The sequence below is a fragment of the Chromobacterium sp. LK1 genome (assembly GCF_001043555.1).
Classification (GTDB): domain Bacteria; phylum Pseudomonadota; class Gammaproteobacteria; order Burkholderiales; family Chromobacteriaceae; genus Chromobacterium; species Chromobacterium aquaticum.
On record NZ_LDUI01000025.1, the window covers coordinates 77,460 to 103,270 of the forward strand.

Genomic DNA, 25,811 nt, shown 5'->3' on the forward strand with positions numbered 1-25,811 from the left:
TCCCAATAGAATGCCCCACTCTGAGTCGGAGAGGTGGCAGAGTGGTCGAATGTACCTGACTCGAAATCAGGCGTACGTGCGAGCGTACCGAGGGTTCGAATCCCTCCCTCTCCGCCAAATACGATAAGTTGTTGATTTTATTGGTAAAATCGTCAACTTGGCACAATAGACTGGTAGCAGATTTGGTAGCAATTACCGATGAAACTACCGGTCTATTTGCGTTGTGGTGTTTACTATCTTCACACCCGCCTCAACGGGCGTCAGATCAAGGTCAGTCTGCGGACACGCGACAAGGATACTGCTATGCTCCGAGCATTGGCTCTGTATCCGAACTTGATGATGAATCGAAAAGCCCCCTCCCTCGATGACCTGCTGGCTGGCTTCAAGTCCGGCACCTTCAACAAACTTGAAGTCGAACGGATTACGTTCCCCTCCGGTGCTCAACTGCAGGGCGTCAAGGTCGATCCGAACAATCCCCACGATGTTCAAAGCCTGCTGAATCTCGTCAATAGCCTTTCCTTGCCCGTAAACGCCCCTACAAGCGATTTTACGCCCCACGATGTACCCAATCCCCATCAAGCAGACAAAAACGGCTCTACAAGCCTTAAATTGCTTGAATTGCTCGACAAATACAAACTACTCAACAAAACCCGTTCGTCAGCCACGTTAAAGTCGTATCAGACGCATATCGAAGAATTTTCCCGCTTCGTCAAAAATCGTCAAGTTCATTTAATTGGAAAAGGCGATGTCACGTTATTTCTAGAACATCTCGCCAAATCAAAGAACACACCCCGAACGATTGAAAACAAGATTGCTACCGTTCGAGCCTTGTTCAATTTTGCCATCAAACACGGTTATTACTTTGACAGCAACCCAGCGTCAGGCCGTCAGTTAGTCAGCAAGACCGATAAAATCAAATCAGGCTATGAAATTTACGAACTCGACGAAATCAAAGCATTGTTTAAACTGGAAGAGTTGCGAAAGTATAAGCAATCGCACGAATTTTGGGTGCCGTTGCTTGGTCTTTTGACTGGAGCAAGGGTTGGCGAGATTTGCAAATTAAGTCTTGATGACATCAAGAAAACGTCATCAGGTACAAATTATATCAAAATCAAAGACAGCAAAACGATAGCAGGTGTTCGAGAAATTCCCCTCCATCCGTTTTTGTTTGAACTAGGCTTTCAGGATTTCATCAAAGACAAGAAAAACGGACTGTTTCCGTATCTTATAGAGATTGAAGGACGAGGCAATGGCTCACGAGTCAGTAAGTTTTGGAAACGGCATATGGAACGTTATGATGTAAATCGTGACAGGTTGGTTTTTCATTCATTGCGTAAATTCTTGAATGATTACTTGATGAGCAACGGCATGCCGATTGAGCCACGCTGCCAACTTCTCGGACACGAATTAGATAACGTCAACGTATCAACTTACAGCAATAAGTTTAACGTAGATAAATTAGCAGAGTTAGCTTTTCCCATAATTGATAAGATGTTGATTGAAATTGACATAAAGAGCAAAGCAAACAAGGTCTGAAGTGTATTGTAACCTTACATCAACCTTGTAAATTAAATTGGCCATGCTATTGTCGTGCGCGCTATAAATGACAAAAATTCAGTCATGGGGTAGTTATGAAAGCTTTAGAGAAAAACATTATTAAGTTCAGGACTTACGAAATGGCTTTGATAGTCTTCTATGTTGAGAACTTAAAAAAGCTTGTAATGGGTTCGATCAAAGCAACGTTTCTTATAGCAAAATATCCTGAATGTGATATGTCAAAGCAGAAGAAGGGGCAGGCGTATAATTACGCTTGGGGCTTGCTTGTAAGTAAAAAAATAATTACAGAGGAAGAGGCTAAAGAAATAAAGAAGTTAGTCAATGTTAGAAATAACATTGGGCACGAACCAGAAAAAATGCTTTTCGATGTTTCTCATAGTAAGTTATCAAGAGATTACGCTGAAGCGTTCGGCATCTATTACGACTATGAAGCACTGGAGAAGATTAAAAGCATAAGAGATAAAATATCAAATAATCTGCATAAGCATTTCGTTATTCAATCTTCATTTGATGGCCTTCTGTTTGAAGACCCTGAAAAAGTTTATTTTGACGAGTTGAAGAAGCTAAGAGCGAAGATAAACAAGCAATACGCAAAAAGGCTTGAAGAATTGAAAAAGCCCCGATGAAGGGGCTTTGTTAGTTTTTTGTTTTATTGCTATTCATCGAACTTCCACAAAGTCAACAGAAAATTCAATTAAATCAAATTATTTTTAATCAATCTCAATTATTATTAGTCAATGTTAATTTATCTTAATTAAAGTCAATTATTGCTAATCGTATTTAATTACTTTTAATTAAATTGAATTATTTTTAATTTCGTATCTTGTTTGGTCTTTCTTTATAACTTCAAAACACACCTAATTTGTTTCACAAATTTTTATCAGGCATCACGCACTGCTAGTGCTTTCCTGCTTCGCACAGAAGTCTTATTTCACAAGGTTTACAATAACTTCAAAATCATCAAAACAATGGTTTTACTTGAAAACCAATAAGGTTATATTGCTTTTTTCTTTTCGCCCAACATCATTTCCGAAATTTCCGCGAAATTTTTCTTTCCAAGTTCCTTTAGAATTCTTTAAGTTCTTCTTTCTTTTCTTTCTGTAAGCCCCCTTTGTTCATTCAATCTGTAAGCCACCTTTATTCTATGTTTCATCAAGCCCTGCCCATTTCATAACACCCTATAAGACAGGGTAATTATCCTGATGACACCGTATGATACCATTTTAACAATTTGCTACTAAGTCAGAAGTGCTTATTGCCCGTAGTTTCGAAATTGCTTCCATTTTCTTTTTACAGATAGAACAGACATACCAGAAACCGTTGCGATAGATTGCTGTGTTATCTTCTTACCCTGTCTTTTCAACTCATCAATTGCTCTTACAATCTTCTGCTCTGTATCATGTTGCCTATTGCTGTTCGTGTATGAAGCCCCTAGCGACTGTTTTTCCTGTTGAGTTAGGCTATCCCATTCCCCATCGAAGAAATCGCTTACAGAGCCTCTTGCTTTGCCATTCGTGACGATATTCGCTTTGTTCTTCCACGTCCAAGTGCTGACGCTTTTTGCTATGTAGCCTATTTCTTTTAAACCCAAAACAACAGCCAAGCCCATATTGTATTGTGTAAGCTTTTCCAAAACGGCAAAGTGGAAATCTTTTAGGTTTGTGAAATCGAAAACATTAGCGTAAGCCCAATGTCTTGATAAATCGAACAATTGACAGTTTCTACCCAGGTTTGACACATACTTAGGTTTTTGTTTTTTAAGAAGATGAAAAGGCACATACTCATTCAAGTCGTGTAAGTCGTAAGTCAAACCTGTATCATAAACCGTATAATTACTGCTGTTCGGATTTTTTATAAATACCCCGTTGAAGTTCTCATCTGCTTTTAGCAACTTCGTAAGACCTCGCTCAACGTCATAAGCAAACCTTTTAGGTTTATCGCTTGCTTTATCAAACATCAGGATCGGTGTATTCAATTCATAAAGAAAATGAGCACGCTTCTTTGTGTCTTTGTTTTCGATGATGAGTGTAGGCATAGGAACAACATTGTCTTCAAGAACAAACAATGCTTGATTGACATCCATATCAAAACAAAGATGACTTTGAACTAGATTGTTTGGAGAAATATAATCGAACTGTAAAGCCGTATCACGCTTATAGAATTTACAACCTGTTTCTTGTAAATCATTAGACGCTTTGACTTTGGCTGGAAGTGATTGATTGAATGCTTCTATTGAATTTCTTGATGTTGTGATTAACATAATTGTTTCCTCTTCTTGTTATTTCTCTCAAGAAGAAACAGCCAAATTATTTACACAACACTATTGACTTTATACAATTTTTTGCTTTAATAACTTTACCTGTTTCTTTTGGACAACTAAACAGATAACAGAAAAGCCAGAGAAGTCAATGACCTTACTGGCTTTTTTTATTTGTTTCTCAAAAGGACATACTGTCCTTCAACCTGGTGCTTTGTCTTTTTTATTCAATGGCAAGCATTAAACAAAAAAGCCAAAGTGATATTAAAGTCTTACCCGTCCCCTCAAAAACCCCGCTCGCTCCGCTCTTGGAAATTTCATTTCCTTTTTGCTTTCGCACCCATCACACAATCCAATTGCTCTTACATAACGGAAAAACCACAATCAGCTCTTAAAGCAATACTTTTCGCTTATCCCATAACTTTTTACTTTTCGGCGTGTATTTCTATAATGCTTATCCCATAACCAAAATGGCAAAGCTAACATACTTAAACTATAACCGTTTGGCGTTTTCATTATGCTTAAAGCAAAAAATTTTCAATTAAACTGTAAATTTTTCGTTATCCAAGAAATTGGATGTGTTATGTAGTAATCAAGATATGCCTTAAGCTATAAATAGATAGTAAAGTAATATGGCTTAAAACAAAATAGACTGGCATAGCATAACAACTTAAACCATAACCTTTTAAGGAGGATGGCAATAAATTTGACAAGTGATGTTAAAATCTATGTGATATTTTCAGTAGTCAAGTGTTGACATTATAAAAAATCAAAACCCTCTGAAGTTACACAGCTCATGCCCCTATGGGAGCGAAAGGCCCGCCAAACCGTTGGCAGGTAAGGTTTTCAAGATATTTCTAAATCTAAAAACGTTTTGCCACAAGAAACATTGACTTTTTCTCTTTTATTTTCCATCCATCCCCCAAAAGCGTAGCGTATGGTTTTGGTAGGGTTCCAAGGGAAGGTGAAACCTTCCCTTGGCTCACTGGAATTTTGAAGCGAAGCGAAAAAAATTCCGTAGTGAGTTACGCCAAAGGCGTTACGTCTATCAATCTAAAACTATTTGTTCTAGTTGACTTCTTTATACGTTCTGCGAAGCTATGTTAAAAACGGAGAATAAAAAATGGCTTACGCAATCATAAGAACAAAGAAGCATAAAAACTTCGGCAGTATCAAACGCTGTGAAAATCATCAATGTCGTAAAGTAGAAGTATCAAACGCAGACAAGAGCAAAAGCATAAAACTACTTTTAGGCTCTAATGATTTTACAGCCGTGATGAAAAATCATTACGAAGAGTATTCTAAAACGAAGAAGATAAGAAAAAACGCAGTGCTAGGATTAGAAATACTATTGACAGCAAGCCCTGAATTTTTCGCCGAAAACAAAAGTAAACTCTTGGCCTGGGTTAAAGAGAATGTTAATTTTTTGAAGAAAGAATACGGAGAGGAAAACATTGTTTTCGCTAATTTACAATTAGACGAAAAAACGCCTCATATCTCGGCAATGGTAAAACCGATAGATAACAAGGGAAAGTTAAATTGTAGCTACTTCGTAGGCTCGAAAGAACGACTGACAAAACTACAAACAGACTACGCTGACGCAATGTCTTGTTTTGGTCTGCAACGAGGCGTAGCAGGTTCAAAAGCAAAGCACGAAACGATAGCAAAATACTACAATAAATTAAATCACCTAGAAGAATTAGAACAGAAGATAGAAGAGCAAAGCAATGCTCTGTATGAACTCAAAAAGCACGCAAAACCAAGCCCAAAGTGCTAATTTCGTGCTATGGTAGCAGAAGTGGTAGCAATTTTTTAACTCTCTACTGCTACAAGTCATTGATTGTATTGACGTTTAGGTAGGTTCTCAAATTGTCCCTCCCTCTCCGCCAGAACCAGACATTGAAGCCCTGAGCAATCAGGGCTTTTTTGTTTTGTCCTTACGCTTCACCCCTTCCCCTTTTGCGCCTACCATTACCTTCCACACCTAACCCAAGCCGCGCCCGCATGAGCCATCTGGTCAACTACGTCAACGCCATCCAGGGATCGCCTTCTCCACGTCGCGCTCGACTGCAAAGCTCCAGCCGGAACAGTTGGACCGACCAGGGTCACACGGTTGTCTCGGAACAGCAGGCCTATGTTTTTGACGATGGAGCCATCGTCACGCGAATGACGGAACAGGACGATTTCCCGAGCGAGGCCGCCTGCACCGAATGTTGGATCCGCTACGAAGTGACGCGCCAAGCTCCTGGCGCTCCCATCCATCCCACTCAAGTCAGCTTCAACAGTGCATGCCGGGAAGCCTATTGGCGGCGCTACTTCGCATCCTGAACGCCGCCAGCCCAACCACCCTTCACACCAGCATTCTCCCCATCCAGGCGCCATCACCGCGCCGGCAAGCGCCCCACTCATTCATTGCCGCTACGGCCAAGCCAGTCCAAACAGACCCCCATAGCGGCAACAGCCCGCACCCCACCTCAGCCCGCCTTCGCCAACATGCAAGCCGACAGAACACTCACAGCACACTGGAACAGGCTTATCCGGACCGTTCCAAGACTCACCAAGGGTGCAAGCCAATTTCAATATAATAAATATATTCACATTAAAAACAGTCAACACATACAAGCCGAGACCCAATCGAGAATGCAATAAACAATCAAAAATGTTTACCACATATTTACAAAACAATAATTGACCCTTTAGCAGGTGTAGGGTTTTCAATAAAACAGCCTGCTGCAAGTTGGTTTAAGCAAGTCAAACATCAGCTGCCGACAGGCATTTACTTCCATGGTTAGTAATTGATCAGCTAAAGGAGAGTCAACATGAACATAACTATTCTTGGTTGTGGCCACGGTGGACAAGCGCTTGCAGCCCAACTGACCTTGCTCGGCAATACCGTTACGCTCCATGCGGATGAAAGCCATCCTGGGCATCTGCACACTATCCGCAATAACACCATCACTCTACAAGGCAAGCTAAAAGCCAGTGCCAGGTTAGAACTACTGACCACCGATATCGAGCTGGCTTTACTGGGCGCCGAGGTGATCTACTTATCGCTCCCCACCCATGCTCACCTGCCTCAATTCAGGAAAATGCTGCCTTTCCTGAAAAAAGGACAGATCGTCATTACCTTGGCCGGTAACTTCAGCTCACTTTATTTTCATCAAGAGTTGGTCAAAGCCGGCAAGGAGCGTGACATCCACCTTGCCGACATCGCCTCACTGCCTTACGCCTGCCGCGCCCAAGAGGGCGGCGAGGTCAACATTATCGATATCAAGCAAAAAATTGATATCGCCGCCATGCCCGCATGCAATACTTCATACATTAAAAATAAGATAGCTGGACACTTTCCTTCGCAATTGCAAGCCAGCACCAACATACTGGAAATGGGGCTCAATATCACGAGTGCCATCAGCCACCCTACCCTAATGGTGACCAATGCCGGCCGGATAGGCAAAGGCGGAGCTGATTTCTATTTTTACAAGGAGGGCATCAGCCGCGACATCGCCAATATCATTGCTACCCTGGACGCTGACCGGATGAAAATAGGTGAGATTTATGGCTTCAGGATGCCCAGTTACCTGGAGCTGATGAATCGGTTTTATGCTTACAGCTATACATCTTATTACGATTTTTTCACCCAATCCCCGGCTCACAACACGCTCAAGCTTTGCCCAGTCTCAATGCAAGAGCGCTATCTTTCTCAAGACATTCCCTATGTGATGCTGCCTTGGTATAGCTTGGGTCTGCATGCCGGATATGAATCCAACGTAATGAAGTCATTGATCTACTTCTCTTCGGTATTGAACGATACTTGCTATTTTTCGCAAGGACGGGCGATTGCCAGCGACTTCTTCGACGGAATGGACCTAATCGACATCAAGCATTACTTAAGCAACGGCAGACTACCCCTCGCCGCCTGATGTCGTAACAGGCCAAACCAACCCGACTGCCATCCCGCCACACCTATCGGCCCCGCCACGGCAAGTGTCGGGGCCATCACACACAGGCTTGTTGCTCATGCACACCCCGTCCCAGCGCCCTTTTCTCGGTAAAATCAAGCACTTCCATAAAGCCATTTTATTCATGCTGATCGCCTACGCCAGCATTGTCATCATGGGAGTGTTCGTCAAAGTCTCCTCCAGCAATATTCCTCCCAGCCAAATTTTGTTTTTCCGGTTTTTCATCGGCCTGCTATTTATCTTGCCCTTCGTGTTCAACAGCTCCCAGTTCAATTTCAAGATGCACAACTTCAAATACAGCCTACTGAGAAACGCGGCCGGACTACTCAGTATGCTGCTCATGTTCTACAGCCTGAAATACCTGCCGGTGTCCACCGCCATCCTGCTGACCAATACCTCGACGCTGTTCGTGCCGCTGTTCATGCTGCTCATCTTCAAGAACAGAACCTCCTGGTCCACCATCTTGTGCACGGTGCTGGGCTTTGCCGGCATTTGCATCATCTTTTACACGCCGCAAGCCGAAATCAACAGCCTGTATCTGTCGATAGGAGTATTGAGCGCCGCCTTTGCCGCGCTGGCCTATATCGGCATCAAGCAACTGAGCAAGGACCATTCCGCACTAGAAATCATTTTCTATTTCTATGCCAGCAGCAGCATCGCCATTCCGCTATTCACCGCCTACGGCTGGGTATGGCCCTCCTGGACAGATACGCTGTCCTTGCTGATGGTGGGGATTTTCGGCCTGGCCTTTCAGATCTTCATCACCAAGGCCTTCAAGCTGTCCGATATCAGCGAGATCACGCCCTTCATCTTCACTGGCGTCATTCTGTCCGCGCTATCCGACTGGCTGGTCTGGAGCAATGCTCCCAGCGGCCGTTTCTGGGTTGGCGCCGCGGTGATCGTGCTCTCCGTCAGCTTGCTGGCCAAACTGAAAGCCCCGGAACAAACCGCCACCCTGCCGCGATAGCTTCTCCGCCTCCTGGTCAAGGCATAACTTCGGCATGATCCGATGTGCTGCCTTGACCCTCCCGCCTCAACCCGTAACAATCTCCGCGAGTCAGCTCATCCACCGTCTATTGGGGTGACGGCCCAATACCAACGAGTCTCTGCCAGCCCGACAGGGCAGGCGGATGGCGGGGAGGTGCTATGCACCTACCGGTTGCCTGTATCCGGTCTGTCAGCCCTGTCATTCGCCTGCCGCACCCATTTGGCAGTACGACGGGCTGGCACAAAACCCGCTTTTCCCTGATCCGCATGCGCCAGCGCTCTCCGCCCCCCCTGAATGCCGTTGTCAAACCACGGCGCCAGAAGCCCGCCAAGGAGCCTGACATCGTACCGGTACCGCGCCGCTGTGCCATGAGGGCAGCACTTCGCCGGCAAGTCACTGCGCATATTGCCGGAGCCATTCCTGCAGCGGATAGTGGTGGCTGACACAGGCAGGGGCGGTGTTACCTCCCGCTACACCACGCCGGCAATGAAAAACGGACCGAAGCCCTGGGGCAACGGTCCGTTTTCGCATCCAGCCGATGGCGCCGGCGCCTGGCTCACTGCAGCAGATCGCCATCCTCGGATTTGGGGGATCGGCTTAGCAAGCCCTGCACCACTTGCTGCGGGTCATGACCCTGGTAGAGCAGGCCGCAGACCGCGGCGGTGATGGGCATGTCCACTTCCAGCCGCTCCGCCATGGTCAGCACTTCGCGGGCGGTGGCCACGCCTTCGGCGACATGGCCCAGTTCCTGCAGCACTTGCGCCAGCGGCTTGCCTTCGGCCAGTTTCAGACCCACCTGGCGGTTGCGCGACAGCGCGCCGGTGCAGGTGAGGATCAAGTCGCCCATGCCGGCCAGGCCCATCATGGTGTGCTGGCTCGCGCCCAGCGCGGTGGCCAGGCGGGTGATTTCGGCCAGGCCGCGAGTGATCAACGCGGCGCGGGCGTTCATGCCGTATTCCAGGCCGTCGGCCACGCCGGTGGCGATGGCCATCACGTTCTTGACCGCGCCGCCCACTTCCACCCCCACCAGGTCGGCATTGGCGTACAGGCGCAGCAGCGGGCTGTGCAGATCGCGCGCCACTTGGCGGGCGAAGGCTTCGTCGTCGGAGGCGATGGCCGCCGCCGCCGGCAAGCCCTGAGCCACTTCTCGCGCGAAGCTGGGGCCGGACAGCACGCCGCAGCGGTGGTTGGCCGGCAGTTCCTCGGCCACCACTTGGTGCGGCAGCAGGCTGGAGCCGGCTTCGAAGCCCTTGCAGGCCCATAGCAGCGGCGGCAGTTGCGAGGACAGGGCGGTCAGCGCCCGCAGCGTGGGACGCAGCCCGGCCATCGGCGTGACGATGAGGATGAGTTCGGCGTCGTGGATGGCGCGCGGCAGTTCCGCGGATAGCTTGAGCGCATCCGGGAACGGGCAGTCGGGCAGATAGCGCCGATTGACGCGGTTGGCGGCCAGTTCGGCCACTTGGTTGGCGTCGCGCGCCCACAGCGTCACTTGGTGATGACGGGCAAAGGCGATGGCCAGGGCGGTGCCCCATGCGCCAGCGCCCAGGATGGCCAGTTTCATGCGTAGCCCTTACAAGCCCCAGAGGTCGGTAATACGAGCATAGCCGATGCTGCCGTCGCGGTGGCGCACTTTGACCCAGCCGCCCTTGGGCGGGTCTTGCAATTCCACCACGCCATCCTTGGGCACGGTATAGGCCAGCGGGCCGTCGTTGGCCGGAGTGGCGCGCACTTCGGCCTTGTCGACCGTGATCAGCAGCCAACGCTGTTTGGATAGCGCGGCCGCCGGAATCCAGGCGATGCCGCCGGTGGCGTCGCGCACGCGCGACCATTCCTTCTGGCTGCTCAGCACTTCCACCGGATAGTAGCGGCTCACCACGAACAGTTTCTTCGAGGTGAGCGCCGGCGCCTCGTACAGCGCCACGCCGGTTTCCTTGACCGAGCGAAACTCAAGAGCGGCCGCGCTGTGGGCCAGCAGGCCCAGGCTCAGCGCCAGCGGGTATACGAGGCGTTTCATCACTGGTTTCGCCTCAGGCGTTGCCGGCTTCGGCCAGTTGCGCACGCTGCTGCATGTACAGGGCTTCGAAGTTGATCGGCGACAGCAGCACCGGCGGGAAGCCCGCGCGGTTCACTACGCTGGACACGGCTTCGCGCGCGTAGGGGAACAGGATGTTGGGGCAAGCCACGCCCAGGATCGGGTCGATGTCTTCGGTCGGCACGTTGCGGATCTGGAAGATGCCGGACTGGCCCACTTCGCACAGGAACATGGTTTTTTCCGGCAGCTTGGCGGTCACGGTCACGGTCAGGGTGACTTCGTAGTAGCCATCGTCCAGCTGCTTGCCTTCGCTGGCCAGCTGCATGTCGATTTCCGGCTGTTCTTGCTCCAGGAACACCTGCGGCGCGTTCGGCACTTCCAGGGACATGTCCTTCACATAGATCTTCTCGATAGAGAACGCCGGTTGCAGCTCTTGTTGTTCGCTCATGTCTTTTCTCACACGGAGGCCGCTCGCAAGCGGCCGGTTTTGGAATGGTGTAAACAGGCCTGCATCATCGCACGAAAGCGGTTCAGGGCCAACCGCCCGCAAGCCGGGGCTTGATCGCGGGCAAGCGGGCTCAATCGGCCAGCAGCAGGTCCAGCTTGCCGGCCTGGTTCAGCGCGATCAGGTCGTCACAGCCGCCGACGTGGGTGTCGCCGATGAAGATCTGCGGCACGGTGCGGCGGCCGGTCAGATCCATCATTTTGTCGCGCTCGACCGGGTCCAGGTCGATGCGGATTTCCTTGATGTCGGCCACGCCCTTGGCGGACAGTACTTGCTTGGCGCGGATGCAGTAGGGGCAGACCGCGGTGGTGTACATGGTTACGGGTTTCATCAATGGCTCTCGCGGGTTCGGGCGCTCCGGCGAGGAGCGCAAAACCCGATATTATACGCGCGCCGCGCGCGCCGAAACCGTCAATCCGCCGCCAGCTTATTTGGCGGCTTCGAACTGATCGATCAGATCGGCGACGATCTGATCCATCGCCTTGCCCATTTCCGGCGCGCGCGGGCTGTTGACGATCACCGCCAGCGCCAGCCGGCGGCCATCCGCGCCCAGCCAGTAGCCGGCCAGCGCCTTGACGTCCTTGAGGGTGCCGGTCTTCATCCGCAGCCGTGGGCCTTGATCGGCGAAGCGTTTTTTCAGGGTGCCGTCTTCACCGGCGATGGGCAGGCTGGCCAGGAATTCGCTGGCGTAGGGGCCGCGCGCGGCATTGAGCAACACCTGCCCCATTAGCCGCGCGCTCACGCGTTCGCGGCGCGACAGACCGGAGCCGTTCTCCAACACCAGCGTCTCGTCGGAAATGCCGTTGGCCGCCAACAACCGCCGCACCGCGTGTTCGGCGTTGGCACGGGTATCCTCGCCACCGCCGCCCTCCTTGCCCAGGGTCAGGAACAAGGTGCGCGCCATGGTGTTGTTGCTGTATTTATTGATATCGCTGATCGCCACGGTCAGCGGCTGGGAGTCGTGCCCCGCCAGTTCCCGCGCGCCGGCCGGCACCCGTCCCTGTCCGGCGCCCTTGGGCCCGGCTCCGCCCAGCGCTTGCCACAGCGCGGCGAAGTCCTGGCTGGCGAAGGCATCGTGGTCCAGCACGTTGACGAAGGTCTTGGCGCCGTCGCAGCTGGCGGGCAAGGTGCCGCTGACGGTGACGGAATTGGCGTCGTTGCTGATCGTGGCGTAGCGGCGCACATCGGAGCAGTCGTTCGGGCCGCCCTGGCCGCCGGCCTGCAGCTTGGCATTGACGCGGACGCCGGCCAGCGGCGGGTCCAGCGCCACGCGCGCGCCGGCGGCGTCGACATAAAAGTTGAGCCAGGCCACTTTCAGATTGGTCAGGTGGCTGTCCGGCTCCACGGTAAACGCACGGCCCAGGTCTTCGTCGAAGTCATGGGCGCTGGAAATGCCCTTGAACGCGCTCTTGTCCAGTAGCAGGCGGCCGTCTATCTGTTTGACGCCGCGCAGCCGCAGCTCATACAGCAGTTTGAGCAGGCTATCGTTGTTGAAGCGCGGATCGCCGGCGCCCAGCCAGTAAAGATCTCCTTGCAAGGCGCCGTCGCGCAGCGGCGCGGCGGACCAGAGGCCGGTATGCCAGTGATAGCCGGGCTTGAGCAGGTTCAACGCGCTCCAGCTGGTGATCAGCTTCATGGTGGAGGCTGGGTTGACCGCATTGTCGGCGCGGTGGCCGGCCAGCGTCTTGCCGCTTTCCACCGGCGCGGCCCAAACCGCCACTTCTTCCGGCTTGAGGCCATGCAGGTCCATGGCGAAAGCGGGCCAGGCCGTCAGCAGCAGGCAGCCGGCCAATAGGGATTTCTTGGGAGTAGCGTTCATTCGGCGATCACATGTCTTGTGGGTCTACATCCAGCGACCAGCGCAGGCCGCGGCCATGGCGCTTGGCCACCGCGTCCAGCTGTGGCAGCAGTTGATTCAAAAAGGCGTGCAGCGCTTGCCGCTGCGGCGCTTCCAACACCAGCTGGGCGCGCTCGCGATTGGCCAGCCTCACCATCAGCGCCGGCGCCGGGCCGGAGATCAGCACTTGCGCACTCAGGGGCTCGGCCAGCCGGCGCGCCTCGGCCAAGAAGGCGGTGGCTTGTTCCAGGCTGGGGCTGTCGGCGCGCAGCAAGGCCTGATAGGCGCAGGGCGGGAAGCCGGCGATGCGACGCTCGTCCAACAAGGTGTTGGCGTAGCCGTCGAAATCGTGGCGCGCCAAGGCCTGGTATAGCTCATGATCCGGCCATTGGGTCTGGATCAGCACTTCGCCGGGGGCATCGGCGCGGCCGGCGCGGCCGGCCACTTGCATCAGTTGCGCGAACAGCCGTTCGGAGGCGCGGAAATCCGCGGAGTACAGACCGCCGTCCGCTCCCAGCGCCACCACCAGCGACAGGGTGCCGAAGTCGTGGCCCTTGGCCAGCATCTGGGTGCCCACCAGCATGTCGACCTCGCCGGCGTGCACTTTGCGGTAGATATCGTCCCAGGCTTCCTTGCGGCTGGTGGTGTCGCGGTCTATGCGCAGAATGCGCGCAGTGGGGAATAGGCGCGTCAGCGCCGACTCCAGCCGCTGGGTGCCCTCGCCCAGCGGTTTGATGTCGGGATTGCCGCAGTCCGGGCAGGCGCGCGGCACCGCTTCTTCCCAACCGCAATGGTGGCAACGCAGCTTGCGCTCCAGCAGGTGCACAACCAGCTTGGCGGAGCAGCGCGGGCAGCCGCTGGTCCAGCCGCAATCGGTGCAAGCCACCACCGGCGCGAAGCCGCGGCGGTTGATGAACACCAAGCTCATTTCGCCGCGCGCCAGGCGCTGGCGCAATGCTTCGATCACCGGTTCGGACAGGCCTTCGGCCAGTTTTTGCCGCCGCACGTCGACCAAGCGGACATCCGGCAGCCTGGCCGCGCCATGCGCGCGCCGGCTCAGGGAGAGCCGGCGATAACGGCCGGCTTCGACATTGGCCATGGTTTCCAGGCTGGGCGTGGCCGAGCCCAGCAGGATGGGCACAGCGGCCCGGCGCGCGCGCCAGATCGCCAGATCGCGCGCATGGTAGCGCAGGCCATCCTGCTGCTTGAAGGAGCCGTCGTGCTCCTCGTCCACCACGATCAACCCCAGGCGCGGCAGCGGAGTGAACACGGACAAGCGGGTGCCTATCACCACATCGGCGCGGCCTTGCCAGCCATCGAGCCACCCCTTCAGGCGCTCGCCATCGGCCAGGTGGCTGTGCTGCACAGCGATGCGGCTGGCGGGAAAGCGCTGGGTGAAGCGGGTGATCAGTTGCGGGGTCAGATTGATTTCCGGCACCAGCACCAGCACTTGGCGGCCAGCAGCCAGATGATCCGCGATCAGTTGTAGATAGACTTCGGTCTTGCCGCTGCCGGTAATGCCGTGCAGCAGCCAAGGTTGATAGCCCGCCTGGCCACGCAAGGCATCCAGCGCGGCCTGTTGTTCTTCGTTCAGTTCGGGGCTGTCCGCCACCCGCAAGGGCGCCGCTTCCGGTTCCACGCGGTGGATCTTGTCTTCCGCCAGCCAGTCCGCCAGCACTTTGCCGGCCTGCGGCGTCACCGCCTTGGCGGCGGCAAGCGTCAGCGGGCCATCCTGCAACGCCTGCCATAGCGCCAGCCTGGCGCGCTGGCGCGCCGGCGGCGCTTCCGCCTCGCCCAGCGGCGTCAACGCGTAGGGCCGTTCGTCCGGCAATTGGATATCCCGTGGCTCGCGCAGGCCGGTGGGCAAGGCGGTGAACAGGGTCTGGCCCAGTGGATGGTGGTAGTAATCGGCGGCGAAGCGAACCAGGGCCATGAAGTCTTCCGGCAACGGCGGCAGGCCGCTCAGCACCGCGTCTATGCTTTTGAGCTTGGCCGGCTCGATACCCTGCTGAGGTATATCCGTGACAACCACGCCACAAAGCCGGCGCGGTCCGAAGGAAACCGCCACTCTTTGCCCAATCATGACAGACAACTGGGTCAGGTAGCTGAACGTACCTGGCAGCGGCACATCCACGGCCACTTGCACAATGCTGTGTTGCCCCATCCGGAGCGCTCCCGAAGACAAATGCTGTTGTGACAAGGCTTTGCGGCCACTGTGCACAGATGCTGTGGATAACTTTGTGAACAAGATGCCGGTCTACCGCCGAAATGGCGCTAGAACAGCGTTTCCATTAGATTGCACAAAAATTAATCAATAATTTTTTCCTTTATTTTCAAAGACTTAAATTGCTGAAAAAAACATGAGCAATCGGCTTGACAAGGACTGGAACTCTGACTAGGAGATGTGCATAACTCCGAGAACAACTACCGTTCTTCTTGTCAATATCCTTATTAACCCAAGTGCAAAAATGCAATCCGGCCACAGGCGAACCATCGGCCGGACAAGCATCGATACCCCGGCGCGCGCCAAGCGGCGGCGAGGGAAAAGTTAAATTTTCTGTTGAAAAAACAAATCCTTTTCCACTTGCGGCGCTAATAGCAGCTGGCGATGGCTTCACAGTCTGATAAGGCGGGCTTTAATGCCCGCCGCCATGCTCCAGCCTGGTGCAGCGGCGCATGGGAAACGCGCCGGTCGGCAAAAACATGCAAATGAACTGGCGCCGGTTTCAGCCGGCGGCGTGATATGGCCGCGACAAGCGATGCACCGCTTCAACCAACGCGCCGGCGTGCTCCGGCTTGACGTGCTGGGAGATGCCGTGGCCTAGATTGAAGACATGACCGCTGCCGGTGCCGTAGCTGGCCAGGATGCGCGCCACTTCGCGCTCGATGGCGGCGGGCTCGGCGAACAGCGCATTGGGATCGAAATTGCCTTGCAGCGCCACTTTGCCGCCCACCCGCGCGCGCGCGGCGCCCAGGTCCGTGGTCCAGTCCAGGCCCACGCAGTCGGCGCCGATGGCCGCGATCTCTTCCAGCCACTGCCCGCCGCCCTTGGTGAACACGATCACCGGCACGCGGCGGCCGTCGGCCTCGCGTTTCAAGCCGGCGACGATCTGGCGCATATAGGCCAGCGAGAACTCACGGTAGGCCGCCTGGGTCAGCGCGCCGCCCCAAGTGTCGAAGATCTGCACCGCTTGCGCGCCGGCGTCGATTTGGGCGTTCAGGTAGTCGATCACGGTGCGGGCGTTCACATCCAAGATGTGATGCAGCAGTTCCGGACGGCTGTAGAGCATGGCCTTGACGTGGCGGAAGTCATCGGAGCCGCCGCCTTCAATCATGTAGCAGGCCAGGGTGAACGGGCTGCCGGAGAAGCCGATCAGCGGCACGCGGCCATCCAGCGCCTTGCGGATGCTGGACACGGCGTCGAAGACATAGCTCAGCTTGTCCAGCGCCGGCACCGCCAGCGCGCGAACCGCGGCTTCGTCGCGCAACGGACGCTCGAACTTGGGGCCCTCGCCTTCGGCGAAATACAAGCCCAGGCCCATGGCGTCCGGCACGGTCAGGATGTCGGAGAACAGAATGGCTGCGTCCAGCGGGAAGCGCTCCAGCGGCTGCAAGGTGACTTCAGTGGCGTAGTCAGGACTGGTGCACAGGCCCATGAAACTGCCGGCCCGGCTGCGAGTGGCGCGGTACTCCGGCAAATAGCGGCCCGCCTGGCGCATCATCCAGATCGGGGTGTATTCGACGGGCTGGCCAAGCAGCGCGCGCAGGAAGGTATCGTTCTTGAGCTGGGTCATGCGGCAATCAGTCCTGAATGACGAAAAAATAGAGCGTCATTATACCCGACTCCCCCGGCCCAGTCCCCCCGCTTGGCGGCGCGCCTCAGCACGGCTAAGCTATGCGCCATGAAGAAAACCGTACTCTTGTCCTGGAGCAGCGGCAAGGACAGCGCCTGGGCGCTGCATGTGCTGCGCCAGGACCCCGATGTCGAAGTGGTCGGGCTGTTCACCACCGTCAACCAGGCCTTCCAGCGCGTGGCCATGCACGCGGTCCGCGTCGAACTGCTGTGCGAACAGGCGGCGGCGCTGGGCTTGCCGCTGCGCCAGCTGAGCATCCCCTACCCTTGCAGCAACGAGGATTACGCCAGCCGGATGGCGGAATTCGTCAGCGCCTGCCGCGCCGACGGCGTCAGCCATATGGCGTTTGGCGACCTGTTCCTGGAGGATGTGCGCGCCTACCGCGAGCGCAATCTGGCCGGCAGCGGCATTGAGCCGCTCTTTCCGCTGTGGGGCCTGCCCACCGCCGAGCTGGCGCAGACCATGTTGCGCGGCGGCCTGAAAGCCAGGCTGACCTGCCTGGACCCGCGCAAGCTGCCGCGCGAGCTGGCTGGCCGCGACTTTGGCCAGGCTTTGCTGGATGCCTTGCCGCCGGACGCCGACCCATGCGGCGAATACGGGGAATTCCACTCCTTCGCCTGGGATGGACCGATGTTCCAGCGCCCGGTAGCGCACACCGTGGGCGAAACAGTGGAACGGGATGGATTTGTGTTCACGGACTTGCTGCCGCAGGAGTCTCAGCGCGGATAAAACCACAGTTCCTTGCGCTGCAACGGGGTTTCCTTGGGCAGCAGAGGGTTGGGCAATTCGATGATGCGCCGTTGCGCCAGGTTCAAGGCGCGCAAGCGCGGACCGTTGAAACGCAGGAACAGCTTGTCGAAGCTGCCGTCCTTGATGGCGACTTCCAGGCCCTGGGTCAAGGCCCGCGCCAGCTCCGGCCGGCGCGGCGACACGAAGAAGTAAAACGCCGCCGGGTAATGCAGCACCACGTAAGAATCCAACGCCAGGCCTTTGGCGGCGTCGGACTCCAGCTCCTGCCCCACCTCGATCACGCTGCGCGGGAAATAGTCGAAACGCCCCTGGCGCAGCATGGCGAACAGCGGCAGGTACAGGGGGCTGGCCACCACCGGCAAGCCTGCGCCGCGCAGAATCTGGGTATCCGGCCAATCCTGCCCCTGGCCTGCGCTCAGCGCCTTCAGATCCGCCAGCGTGAACACCTTTTCAAACAGCCGGGCGCGCTTTTGCGACACCAGCGGCACCCGCCAGCCTATCAAGCCCTTATAGAGCGGGATGCGCACCGGCAGGGCCTTCTGTTCGCGCTCGCGGCTGCTCATGCCCCAGAACAAATCCACGCCGGCATCGCCGTGCGCCATCTGTTCCAGCGCCCGCCCCTGGTTCATGTCCAGCGCGCTGCTCAGCTCGCAACTAAGTTTGGCCTCGCCGCAGGCCAGTTGCAACAAGGCCTGCATATAGGGCAGATGCGGGTCCTGCTCCCCGGACACCAAGGCGTAGCGGATCGACAGCCCTTGCCCCTGCGCCCATGGCGCCAAGCAGCACAATAGCAGCCAGATCAAGACTCGCATCGCACTCCGTTCCCAGAACAAGGACCGCCTCCGGCCACGTTTCATAATAGCCCCAGCCCACCCAGCAAGGCGCCGGCCAGCAACAGCCACAAAGGGTTGAGCGCGGTGCGCCAAGCCGCCAATGCCACCGCGCCGCACAACAACCAGGCGCCGACGCTGGCGTTGGCCGCCTGGCTCAACAACAGGGCGCTAGCCGCCACCAGCCCTATGGTCAGCGGCGCCAGCCCACGCTGTATCGCCAGCGTCAGCGGCGCCTGCCGATAGCGCTGCCACCAGCGCGCCACGTAAAAACTCAGGATGGACGATGGCCCGCAAATGCCCAGCATGCTGACCACGGCACCGGACACCCCGGCCACATGCCAACCGATCAGACAGACCACCAGCACATTGGGGCCGGGCGCGGCCTGGGCGATGGCGAACAACGCGGCGAATTCGCGCGCGTTCATCCAGCCTTGCTCCACCACCAAGCGCTGCAGCTCGGGTATCAGCACATTGGCGCCGCCCACCGCCACCAGCGACAGCATGGAAAACTGCCACAGCAGCGTCAGCAGTATCATGCGCCCTCCTTCGGGCGGTCGCGCCAGGCCAAGCCTATGGCGACCGGCGCCAACAAGAGCAGCGCCCACAGCAAGGGCAATTGCCATATTCCCAGCGCGCAGAAGGTCAAGGCGGCCACCAGCCCGCACCACAGCTTGCGCTCGATGCGCGCCAGCAAGCGCAGACCCATCGCTGCTATCAGGCCAGCGGCGGCGGAAACCAGGCCATGCAGCACGTTCTGCACCAACGGCAGCTGGCGGTAATGGCCATAAAAGGACGCCAGCAGCAGCACAATGACCATGGGCGCCAGCAATAGCCCGGCGATGGCGGCGGCGGCTCCGCCGACGCCGTGAAAACGACTGCCCACCGCCACCGCGACATTGACGATATTCGGCCCCGGCAACACTTGACCCAGGCTCAGCATCACGGCGAAGTCCGCTTCGCTCAGCCAGCGGCGGCGCAACACCATCATCCGGTGCGCCTGCGGCAGCACGCCGCCGAAGCCGGTCAGGCCGATAGAGAAAAAGCCCGCGAACAATTCACGCCGGCTGGGCGTCCGCAAATCCGGCTCCATCCCCGTCTCTCCCTCGCCATTGCTTTAATGTATGCAAGCTACGCCGATGCGCACTCGCGCTCAAACGAAAATCGTTGACAAGCCCTGTCAATAAAACTCACAACCCGCCCAGGCGTTGCAGAATGAAGTCTATGAACACCCGCAACTTGGGCAAAGGCTGGCGGTCCGGCAGATAGATCAGGTGCATGGGCTTGGGCGGCGGCAGGCAGCCTGGCAGCAGCTCCACCAGCCGTCCGGCCGCCACGTCGTCGCCGAGCAGCGCCTCGGCCTGCAGCACGATGCCGCCGCCGGCCAGCGCCACCATGCGCAGCGCCTGGCCGTGGTTGGAGTGGAAGCGGCTGGCGCGCCCCCACTCGCCCGCGCCCAGCAACTCCCAGCCATCATCCTTGCGCCATAGTGAGAAGCCCAGACAATCATGCGCGGCCAGATCCGCCGGCGTCCGCGGCACGCCTTTGCGCGCCAGATAGGCCGGCGCCGCCGCCACCATCATCCGGTAGGGCTGCAATGGCCGGGCCACCAGACCGGAGTCCGGTAGTTGACCGATGCGGAAAGCGGCATCGTAGCCATCGGCCACCAGGTCGACCAGGTCGTCGGACAAGCTCAGGTCCACGGTGATATCCGGATAAGCTTGCATGAACTCGGCCAGCAGGCCGGCCAGGCGCAGCGAACCGAAGGTCACCGAGGCGTTGATCCGCAGCACGCCGCGCGGCGCGCCGCTCATCAACTCGGCGCCGCTTTCCGCCGCGCGAATTTCCGCCAGAATGGATTGGCAACGCTGGAAATAGTGCCGGCCCAGTTCGGTCAGTTGTTGCCGGCGCGTGGTGCGCGCCAGCAGGCGGCCGCCCAGCCGCTGCTCCAGGCTGGCGATATGCTTGCCCACCATGGGTTGGGACAGGCCGTGCGCCTCCGCGGCCGCGGTGAAGCTGCCGCGCTCCACCACGGTCACGAACAGTTCCATGCTCAATAGGCGATCCATGCCATTCATAACCCATGGTTTTCAATCTTGTTCATCTTAGCGGATTAATCCGTGCACCGCGCGGGCGCAAAATGATCGGGTCTTGTACTTGTCCGGGAGATTCCCCATGAAAAAGATCCTCATCGTCGGTGCCCACGGCACCTTGGGCCAGGCCATCAGCCAAGCGCTGTCCCACCATCAACTGATCAAGGCCGGCAGCCGCCGCGGCGAGGTGCTGGTGGATCTGACCGACGGCGCCAGCGTCCACGCGATGTTCGAGCGCACCGGCAAGGTGGACGCCATCATCAGCGCCACCGGCAAACTGCATTTCGGTCCATTGGCGGAAATGAGCGCCGAGCAGTTCCGCATCGGCCTCAACGATAAGCTGATGGGCCAGGTGGAACTGACGCTGATCGGTCAGCATTATCTGAACGAAGGCGGCTCCATCACGCTGACCAGCGGCATCGTCAGCGAGCAGCCCATCCGCTTCGGCAGCAATGCCAGCGCGGTGAATTCGGCGCTAGAGGGCTTTGTGCGCGGCGCGGCGGTGGAATTGGACCGCGGCCGCCGCATCAATGTGGTCAGTCCCAATGTGCTGCGGGAATCCTGGGACCAGTACCAGGACTTCTTCCCAGGCTTCGAGGCGGTGCCGGCGGCGCGCGCCGCGCTGGCCTATGTGCGCAGCGTGGAAGGCGTGCAGACAGGACAGACACTGCGCGTCTGGTAAGAACCTGTTTGGAATCCGCTGCGCTGCGGCGATACCGCAGACATGACAACGCCCCCGCAAGCCAGGCTTGCGGGGGCGTTGAACGCGTGTCGTCGCTCAGATATCGGCTTCGACCGCGTTGCCGTTGGCCTCCATCCAGCTGCGGCGGCTGGATGCCTCGCCCTTGCCCATCAGCATGACGAAGGTGGACAGCGTCTGCTCCAGCTCGCCGGCGCGCACGCGCACCTGCGACAAGCGACGGGTGTCCGGATTCATCGTGGTGTCCTTCAACTGCTCCGGGTTCATCTCGCCCAGGCCTTTGAAGCGGGAAATGCCCCAGGCGTTCTCACGCACGCCTTCGCTGCGCAACCGGTCCAGAATGGCGGTCATCTCGCCTTCGTCCAGCGCGTACAGCTTGCGTGGCGGACGGTGCTTGCCCTGGCCCGGCACATCCACGCGGAACAGCGGAGGCTGGGCCACATAGATATTGCCGTTTTCGATCAGGCGCGGGAAATGGCGGAAGAACAGCGTCAGTAACAGCACCTGGATGTGGGAGCCGTCAACGTCTGCATCGGACAGGATGGCGATTTTGCCGTAGCGCTGGCCGGACAGGTCCGGGTGATCGCTGGGCCCATGCGGGTCCACGCCGATGGCCACCGAGATGTCGTGGATCTCGGCATTGGAGAACAGCTGGTCCTTGTCGGTTTCCCAGCTATTGAGCACCTTGCCGCGCAGAGGCAGGATGGCCTGGTACTCTTTGTCGCGCGCCAGCTTGGCCGAGCCGCCAGCGGAGTCGCCCTCCACCAGGAATAGCTCGTTGCGCTCGATATCCTCGCTCTCGCAATCAGTCAGTTTACCGGGCAGCACCGCCACGCCGGAGCCCTTCTTCTTCTCCACCTTCTTCACCGACTTCAGACGCGATTGCGCCTGACGTATCGCCAGTTCGGCGATTTTCTTGCCGGACTCCACGTTCTGGTTCAGCCACAGCTCCACCGGATCGCGCGCCAGGCCGGAAATCAGTTTCAAGGCGTCGCGGCTGGTCAGCTTGTCCTTGGTCTGGCCCTGGAACTGCGGATCCAGCACCCGGGCGGACAGCACGAAGCGCACACGGCTCCACACGTCCTCGGCCATCAGCTTGACGCCGCGCGGCAGCAGATTGTGGTGGTCGATGAAGCTTTTCACCGCGTCGAACACACCGGCGCGCAAGCCCGCCTCGTGGGTGCCACCCACCGGGGTCGGGATCAGGTTGACGTAGCTCTCGCCGCTGGCGCCATCCTCGAACCAGGCCATTGCCCACTGCGCGCCCTCGCCCTTGGCGAATTGCTCGTGATCATCGCCGATATAAGCCTCACCGGCGAACAGAGGCGCCACCGGCTCATCGCCATTGCACAGCTCGGCCAGATAGCTCTTCAACCCTTCCGGATATTGCCAGACCCTGACCTCGTCGCCGCTGGGACGCTCCACTATCAGCGTCACCGCCACGCCGGGCAGCAACACCGCCTTGGCGCGCAGCAGGCGCTCCAGTTCCGGCAGCGAATAACGCGGGCTTTCAAAATACTTGCCGTCCGGCCATACCCGCACCCGGGTGCCGCTGGTGCGCGGGCCGCAATCGCCAACCCGGGCCAGCGGCTCGATGACGTCGCCGCCGGAGAACACCAGGCGGTGCACGCCGCCCTCGCGCTTGACCTCCACTTCCAGCCGCGTGGACAGCGCATTGGTCACCGAGACGCCGACGCCGTGCAGACCGCCGGAAAACGCATAGGCGCCGCCATCCTTCTTATTGAACTTACCGCCAGCGTGCAGCCGGGTGAACACCAGTTCCACCACCGGCACGCCCTCCTGCGGATGCAGGCCCACCGGTATCCCGCGGCCATCGTCATCCACCGACAGCGAACCATCCTGATGCACCGTCACCGCGATCTTGCGCGCATAGCCGCCAAGCGCCTCGTCGGCGGCGTTGTCTATCACTTCCTGGCAAATATGGGTGGGGTCGGTGGTGCGGGTATACATCCCCGGCCGCTCCTTGACCGGCTCCAAGCCCTTGAGCACCCGTACCGACGATTCATCGTATTGTTGCGTCATGTCTTAAATCTTGTTGCCCAGCAAATTACGCCAAACGCCGCGGCAGTTTGCCACGGCGAAAAAAAAGACAGCGGGCCAGGCCCGCCGTATCGCATCCAGGCTGCGCCGACGACGCGCCCGCCAACATCTCAGTGCTGCTCCTGAGGGCGGCCAATGCGCGTCAAATACGCTTCTCGGCTCTCCACCCCGCGCAGAAAACGCGCTAACTCGGCCAGCGCGCGCTCATAGACATCGCGCTTGAACTCGATCACAGCGTCCACTGGCGCCCAGTATTCATTCCAGCGCCAACCATCGAATTCAGGGTGGCTGCTGGCGCGCAGACAGACATCGCACTCGCGGCCCACCAGCTTCAGCAGGAACCAGATCTGCTTCTGCCCCTTATAGCTGCCGCGCCACTCGCGGCGCACCCAGTTGGTCGGCACTTCATAACGCATCCAGTCGCGAGTGCGGCCCAGTATTTTCACATGTTGCGGCAGCAAACCCACCTCCTCCAGCAGCTCGCGATACATCGCGGCTTCCGGACTTTCGCCTGGCTTGATTCCGCCTTGCGGAAACTGCCAGGAATGCTCACGCACTCGCTTGCCCCAGAACACCTCATTCTTGCCATTGATGAGGATGATTCCGACATTGGGGCGGTATCCGTCCCGGTCCAGCATTGGAAAACCTGCAATTCATCTAGTTGAACGAATTTTTGCACATTTCTCCCCGCCTTGCCATGGACTCTGTCGTATCCCGCTTTCCAACCCGATTTGGCGCGGAACTGCGCTGGCGCAAGGATTGCCAGGGCGCCAACTCCCCCAAGAAGCGAAAACGATGCTACGATTCCACGATTAAACGTCAAACTCCAACGCTTACATGGCATTTCTGCTAAAAAGATCGTTGCTCGCTCAGCTGCCCAAGCTGCGTCTGCAAGCCGACGCCATCACCACCCTGCATCAGACCGCAGACTTCCGCCTTAGCCTGCTGGCCGCCATCGCTCAGGCCCAGCACCGCATCTACATCGCCGCGCTCTATCTGGAGCACGACGAGGCGGGGCAGGAAGTGCTGGATGCGCTGTTTGCCGCCAAGCAGCGGCAACCGCAGCTGGATATCCGAGTCATGGTGGATTGGCATCGCGCCCAGCGCGGGCGCATCGGCGAAAGTCAGGACAGCTGCAATGCCGCCTGGTACCGCGCCCAAGCTTTGTTGCACAACGTCGATGTTCCGATCTACGGCATCCCGGTGCAAACCCGCGAGTTATTCGGCGTGCTGCACCTGAAAGGCCTGATTATTGACGAGCAGGTGCTGTACAGCGGCGCCAGCATCAACAATGTCTACCTGCACAAGCTGGACAAATACCGCTTCGACCGTTACCACCTGATCCGCAGCCAGGCACTGGCGGATACGATGGCCGGCTATATGCACGAGCAGTTCTTCAATGACCCCGCGGTGTTCCGGCTCGACAAGCCGGCGCCGGCCACCCGCAGCATCCGCAAGGAAATCCGCGTCTTCCGCGACAAGCTGAGTCATAGCCAGTACCGCTTCCCGCATGATGCCGACGCGCATGATGGCCTGTCCATCAGTCCCATTGTCGGCATCGGCAAAGGCAACGCGCTCAACCGGGTGATCCTGGATCTGATCGCCAACACCCAGAGCACGCTGTTCATCTGCACCCCCTATTTCAATTTCCCGCGTTCGGTGGTGCTTGCCATCAACAAGGCCTTGCGACGCGGCGTGCAGATCGACATCGTCGTCGGCGACAAAACCGCCAACGACTTCTATATCCCGCCCAGCGAGCCCTTTCGGGTCATCGGTGCCTTGCCCTATCTCTACGAAATGAATCTGCGCCGCTTCGCCAAGCGCCAGCGCCATTACATCGGCACCAATCAGCTGCGCGTTCATTTGTGGAAAGACGGCGACAACACTTACCACCTGAAAGGCATGTTCAGCGACCAGCGCCACATGCTGTTGACCGGCAATAACCTCAACCCGCGAGCTTTCCGGCTGGACATGGAAAACGCGCTGCTGATCAACGACCCTCACGCCGAACTCAAGCACCAGAACCAACAGGAACAGGACAATATCCTGCGCCACAGCCGGCAACTGCTGCATTACCGTGAGCTGGAAGACGTGCGCACCTATCCGGATCAGATCAAGAAGCTGCTGACGCGCTTGAGCCGCGTGCGCATCGATCGCATGTTGAACCTGATGTTGTAAGTTCCAGCGTTCCAAGACCAAGCGCCGCTCGCGGCGCTTTTTTATTGCCCATCACTTCCTCGCCCGTCACTTCCTCACTTCTGCGCGGCTTCAAGCCATTCTCCGCACCGGCTTTAAAGCGAGAGCCACGGAGAAAGTGGAATGGCATTGGAAGGGGGCAACGGCGTCACGGCAGGCATTGAACAGGTTTAAACGCAACAAAGCCTCCCC

At 57.0% G+C, this 25,811-nt stretch carries 23 protein-coding genes and 1 tRNA gene; 10 read left to right on the forward strand and 14 right to left on the reverse strand.

The window, feature by feature from the left end; translation table 11 throughout:
• The first annotated feature begins 27 nt into the window (after nt 1-27).
• The 3 genes from VI26_RS11685 (at nt 28) to VI26_RS11700 (ending at nt 2,183) form a co-directional block, all read left to right on the forward strand.
• Nucleotides 28-117, forward strand: a tRNA-Ser gene (locus VI26_RS11685).
• 81 nt (nt 118-198) lie between these two features.
• Nucleotides 199-1,536 carry a phage integrase N-terminal SAM-like domain-containing protein gene (locus VI26_RS23875; protein ID WP_082151020.1) on the forward strand — a complete coding sequence of 446 codons (1,338 nt, stop codon included), beginning with the start codon at nt 199-201 and terminating at the stop codon, nt 1,534-1,536.
• A 95-nt stretch (nt 1,537-1,631) separates the two neighbouring features.
• The gene (locus VI26_RS11700) at nt 1,632-2,183 is read left to right on the forward strand and encodes a hypothetical protein (RefSeq protein WP_048409923.1); all 552 of its coding nucleotides are present in this window, start codon (nt 1,632-1,634) and stop codon (nt 2,181-2,183) included.
• A gap of 626 nt (nt 2,184-2,809) precedes the next feature.
• On the opposite strand, the gene VI26_RS23880 is transcribed toward VI26_RS11700, so the two are convergent.
• Nucleotides 2,810-3,817, reverse strand: a complete 1,008-nt coding sequence (locus VI26_RS23880) for a replication initiation protein (RefSeq protein ID WP_082151021.1) — start codon at nt 3,815-3,817, stop codon at nt 2,810-2,812.
• A gap of 1,120 nt (nt 3,818-4,937) precedes the next feature.
• Between VI26_RS23880 and mobV the strand changes: the two genes are divergently transcribed.
• From mobV to VI26_RS11710, 4 genes are all read left to right on the forward strand, one after another.
• Nucleotides 4,938-5,591, forward strand: a complete 654-nt coding sequence (gene mobV / locus VI26_RS23885) for a MobV family relaxase (protein ID WP_082151022.1) — start codon at nt 4,938-4,940, stop codon at nt 5,589-5,591.
• Between the two features lie 227 nt (nt 5,592-5,818).
• Nucleotides 5,819-6,142 carry a hypothetical protein gene (locus VI26_RS24525; RefSeq protein WP_156183848.1) on the forward strand — a complete coding sequence of 108 codons (324 nt, stop codon included), beginning with the start codon at nt 5,819-5,821 and terminating at the stop codon, nt 6,140-6,142.
• A 491-nt stretch (nt 6,143-6,633) separates the two neighbouring features.
• On the forward strand, nt 6,634-7,734 hold the full coding sequence (locus tag VI26_RS11705) for an NAD/NADP-dependent octopine/nopaline dehydrogenase family protein (RefSeq protein ID WP_053074373.1): 1,101 nt from the start codon (nt 6,634-6,636) through the stop codon (nt 7,732-7,734).
• 97 nt (nt 7,735-7,831) lie between these two features.
• Nucleotides 7,832-8,740, forward strand: coding sequence for a DMT family transporter (locus tag VI26_RS11710; RefSeq protein WP_048409924.1), 909 nt, complete (start codon nt 7,832-7,834; stop codon nt 8,738-8,740).
• A gap of 577 nt (nt 8,741-9,317) precedes the next feature.
• Here VI26_RS11710 and VI26_RS11715 read toward each other — a convergent pair.
• From VI26_RS11715 to hemE, 7 genes are all read right to left on the reverse strand, one after another.
• A complete protein-coding gene (locus VI26_RS11715; protein ID WP_048409925.1) occupies nt 9,318-10,322 on the reverse strand; it encodes an NAD(P)H-dependent glycerol-3-phosphate dehydrogenase in 1,005 nt (334 codons plus the stop codon).
• 9 nt (nt 10,323-10,331) lie between these two features.
• Nucleotides 10,332-10,775, reverse strand: coding sequence for an SH3 domain-containing protein (locus tag VI26_RS11720; protein ID WP_231581007.1), 444 nt, complete (start codon nt 10,773-10,775; stop codon nt 10,332-10,334).
• Between the two features lie 13 nt (nt 10,776-10,788).
• The gene (gene secB / locus VI26_RS11725) at nt 10,789-11,241 is read right to left on the reverse strand and encodes a protein-export chaperone SecB (RefSeq protein ID WP_048409927.1); all 453 of its coding nucleotides are present in this window, start codon (nt 11,239-11,241) and stop codon (nt 10,789-10,791) included.
• A gap of 130 nt (nt 11,242-11,371) precedes the next feature.
• On the reverse strand, nt 11,372-11,629 hold the full coding sequence (gene grxC, locus VI26_RS11730; RefSeq protein WP_048409928.1) for a glutaredoxin 3: 258 nt from the start codon (nt 11,627-11,629) through the stop codon (nt 11,372-11,374).
• 96 nt (nt 11,630-11,725) lie between these two features.
• Nucleotides 11,726-13,117 (reverse strand): D-alanyl-D-alanine carboxypeptidase/D-alanyl-D-alanine-endopeptidase, encoded by a 1,392-nt coding sequence (gene dacB / locus VI26_RS11735; RefSeq protein ID WP_048409929.1) that lies wholly within the window; start codon nt 13,115-13,117, stop codon nt 11,726-11,728.
• Nucleotides 13,118-13,124: 7 nt separating this feature from the next.
• Nucleotides 13,125-15,299 (reverse strand): primosomal protein N', encoded by a 2,175-nt coding sequence (locus VI26_RS11740; RefSeq protein ID WP_048409930.1) that lies wholly within the window; start codon nt 15,297-15,299, stop codon nt 13,125-13,127.
• A gap of 562 nt (nt 15,300-15,861) precedes the next feature.
• Entirely contained in the window at nt 15,862-16,929 is a 1,068-nt protein-coding gene (gene hemE / locus VI26_RS11745; RefSeq protein ID WP_048409931.1) for a uroporphyrinogen decarboxylase, read from the reverse strand.
• Between the two features lie 108 nt (nt 16,930-17,037).
• Here hemE and VI26_RS11750 point away from each other — a divergent pair, with 108 nt between their 5' ends.
• Nucleotides 17,038-17,718, forward strand: coding sequence for an ATP-binding domain-containing protein (locus VI26_RS11750; RefSeq protein WP_048409932.1), 681 nt, complete (start codon nt 17,038-17,040; stop codon nt 17,716-17,718).
• On the opposite strand, the gene VI26_RS11755 is transcribed toward VI26_RS11750, so the two are convergent.
• From VI26_RS11755 to VI26_RS11770, 4 genes are all read right to left on the reverse strand, one after another.
• The gene (locus VI26_RS11755; RefSeq protein WP_053074375.1) at nt 17,706-18,551 is read right to left on the reverse strand and encodes a hypothetical protein; all 846 of its coding nucleotides are present in this window, start codon (nt 18,549-18,551) and stop codon (nt 17,706-17,708) included. The two genes, VI26_RS11750 and VI26_RS11755, sit on opposite strands and share 13 nt — an antisense overlap.
• A gap of 41 nt (nt 18,552-18,592) precedes the next feature.
• Nucleotides 18,593-19,108, reverse strand: coding sequence for a chromate transporter (locus VI26_RS11760; protein WP_048409934.1), 516 nt, complete (start codon nt 19,106-19,108; stop codon nt 18,593-18,595).
• Nucleotides 19,105-19,662: a chromate transporter gene (locus VI26_RS11765; RefSeq protein WP_048409935.1), complete on the reverse strand. Its 558-nt coding sequence runs from the start codon at nt 19,660-19,662 to the stop codon at nt 19,105-19,107. Before VI26_RS11765 ends, VI26_RS11760 begins: the two co-directional genes overlap by 4 nt.
• 97 nt (nt 19,663-19,759) lie before the next feature.
• Nucleotides 19,760-20,620 carry a LysR family transcriptional regulator gene (locus tag VI26_RS11770; RefSeq protein ID WP_231581008.1) on the reverse strand — a complete coding sequence of 287 codons (861 nt, stop codon included), beginning with the start codon at nt 20,618-20,620 and terminating at the stop codon, nt 19,760-19,762.
• A 124-nt stretch (nt 20,621-20,744) separates the two neighbouring features.
• Here VI26_RS11770 and VI26_RS11775 point away from each other — a divergent pair, with 124 nt between their 5' ends.
• Nucleotides 20,745-21,344 (forward strand): short chain dehydrogenase, encoded by a 600-nt coding sequence (locus VI26_RS11775; RefSeq protein ID WP_048409936.1) that lies wholly within the window; start codon nt 20,745-20,747, stop codon nt 21,342-21,344.
• Between the two features lie 96 nt (nt 21,345-21,440).
• Here VI26_RS11775 and parE read toward each other — a convergent pair whose 3' ends face one another.
• The gene (parE, locus tag VI26_RS11780) at nt 21,441-23,405 is read right to left on the reverse strand and encodes a DNA topoisomerase IV subunit B (protein WP_048409937.1); all 1,965 of its coding nucleotides are present in this window, start codon (nt 23,403-23,405) and stop codon (nt 21,441-21,443) included.
• Between the two features lie 128 nt (nt 23,406-23,533).
• Nucleotides 23,534-24,061, reverse strand: coding sequence for an RNA pyrophosphohydrolase (locus tag VI26_RS11785; protein WP_048409938.1), 528 nt, complete (start codon nt 24,059-24,061; stop codon nt 23,534-23,536).
• A 199-nt stretch (nt 24,062-24,260) separates the two neighbouring features.
• Between VI26_RS11785 and pssA the strand changes: the two genes are divergently transcribed.
• Nucleotides 24,261-25,601 (forward strand): CDP-diacylglycerol--serine O-phosphatidyltransferase, encoded by a 1,341-nt coding sequence (gene pssA, locus VI26_RS11790; protein ID WP_048409939.1) that lies wholly within the window; start codon nt 24,261-24,263, stop codon nt 25,599-25,601.
• Nucleotides 25,602-25,811 lie beyond the last annotated feature (210 nt).

Bases quoted from the DNA above. Each gene is read 5' to 3' on its own strand.
- VI26_RS23875 (WP_082151020.1), top strand. From the start codon at position 199: ATGAAACTACCGGTCTATTTGCGTTGTGGTGTTTACTATCTTCACACC.
- VI26_RS11700 (WP_048409923.1), top strand. From the start codon at position 1,632: ATGAAAGCTTTAGAGAAAAACATTATTAAGTTCAGGACTTACGAAATG.
- VI26_RS23880 (WP_082151021.1), bottom strand. From the start codon at position 3,817: ATGTTAATCACAACATCAAGAAATTCAATAGAAGCATTCAATCAATCA.
- mobV (WP_082151022.1), top strand. From the start codon at position 4,938: ATGGCTTACGCAATCATAAGAACAAAGAAGCATAAAAACTTCGGCAGT.
- VI26_RS24525 (WP_156183848.1), top strand. From the start codon at position 5,819: ATGAGCCATCTGGTCAACTACGTCAACGCCATCCAGGGATCGCCTTCT.
- VI26_RS11705 (WP_053074373.1), top strand. From the start codon at position 6,634: ATGAACATAACTATTCTTGGTTGTGGCCACGGTGGACAAGCGCTTGCA.
- VI26_RS11710 (WP_048409924.1), top strand. From the start codon at position 7,832: ATGCACACCCCGTCCCAGCGCCCTTTTCTCGGTAAAATCAAGCACTTC.
- VI26_RS11715 (WP_048409925.1), bottom strand. From the start codon at position 10,322: ATGAAACTGGCCATCCTGGGCGCTGGCGCATGGGGCACCGCCCTGGCC.
- VI26_RS11720 (WP_231581007.1), bottom strand. From the start codon at position 10,775: ATGAAACGCCTCGTATACCCGCTGGCGCTGAGCCTGGGCCTGCTGGCC.
- secB (WP_048409927.1), bottom strand. From the start codon at position 11,241: ATGAGCGAACAACAAGAGCTGCAACCGGCGTTCTCTATCGAGAAGATC.
- grxC (WP_048409928.1), bottom strand. From the start codon at position 11,629: ATGAAACCCGTAACCATGTACACCACCGCGGTCTGCCCCTACTGCATC.
- dacB (WP_048409929.1), bottom strand. From the start codon at position 13,117: ATGAACGCTACTCCCAAGAAATCCCTATTGGCCGGCTGCCTGCTGCTG.
- VI26_RS11740 (WP_048409930.1), bottom strand. From the start codon at position 15,299: ATGGGGCAACACAGCATTGTGCAAGTGGCCGTGGATGTGCCGCTGCCA.
- hemE (WP_048409931.1), bottom strand. From the start codon at position 16,929: ATGACCCAGCTCAAGAACGATACCTTCCTGCGCGCGCTGCTTGGCCAG.
- VI26_RS11750 (WP_048409932.1), top strand. From the start codon at position 17,038: ATGAAGAAAACCGTACTCTTGTCCTGGAGCAGCGGCAAGGACAGCGCC.
- VI26_RS11755 (WP_053074375.1), bottom strand. From the start codon at position 18,551: ATGCGAGTCTTGATCTGGCTGCTATTGTGCTGCTTGGCGCCATGGGCG.
- VI26_RS11760 (WP_048409934.1), bottom strand. From the start codon at position 19,108: ATGATACTGCTGACGCTGCTGTGGCAGTTTTCCATGCTGTCGCTGGTG.
- VI26_RS11765 (WP_048409935.1), bottom strand. From the start codon at position 19,662: ATGGAGCCGGATTTGCGGACGCCCAGCCGGCGTGAATTGTTCGCGGGC.
- VI26_RS11770 (WP_231581008.1), bottom strand. From the start codon at position 20,620: ATGGAACTGTTCGTGACCGTGGTGGAGCGCGGCAGCTTCACCGCGGCC.
- VI26_RS11775 (WP_048409936.1), top strand. From the start codon at position 20,745: ATGAAAAAGATCCTCATCGTCGGTGCCCACGGCACCTTGGGCCAGGCC.
- parE (WP_048409937.1), bottom strand. From the start codon at position 23,405: ATGACGCAACAATACGATGAATCGTCGGTACGGGTGCTCAAGGGCTTG.
- VI26_RS11785 (WP_048409938.1), bottom strand. From the start codon at position 24,061: ATGCTGGACCGGGACGGATACCGCCCCAATGTCGGAATCATCCTCATC.
- pssA (WP_048409939.1), top strand. From the start codon at position 24,261: ATGGCATTTCTGCTAAAAAGATCGTTGCTCGCTCAGCTGCCCAAGCTG.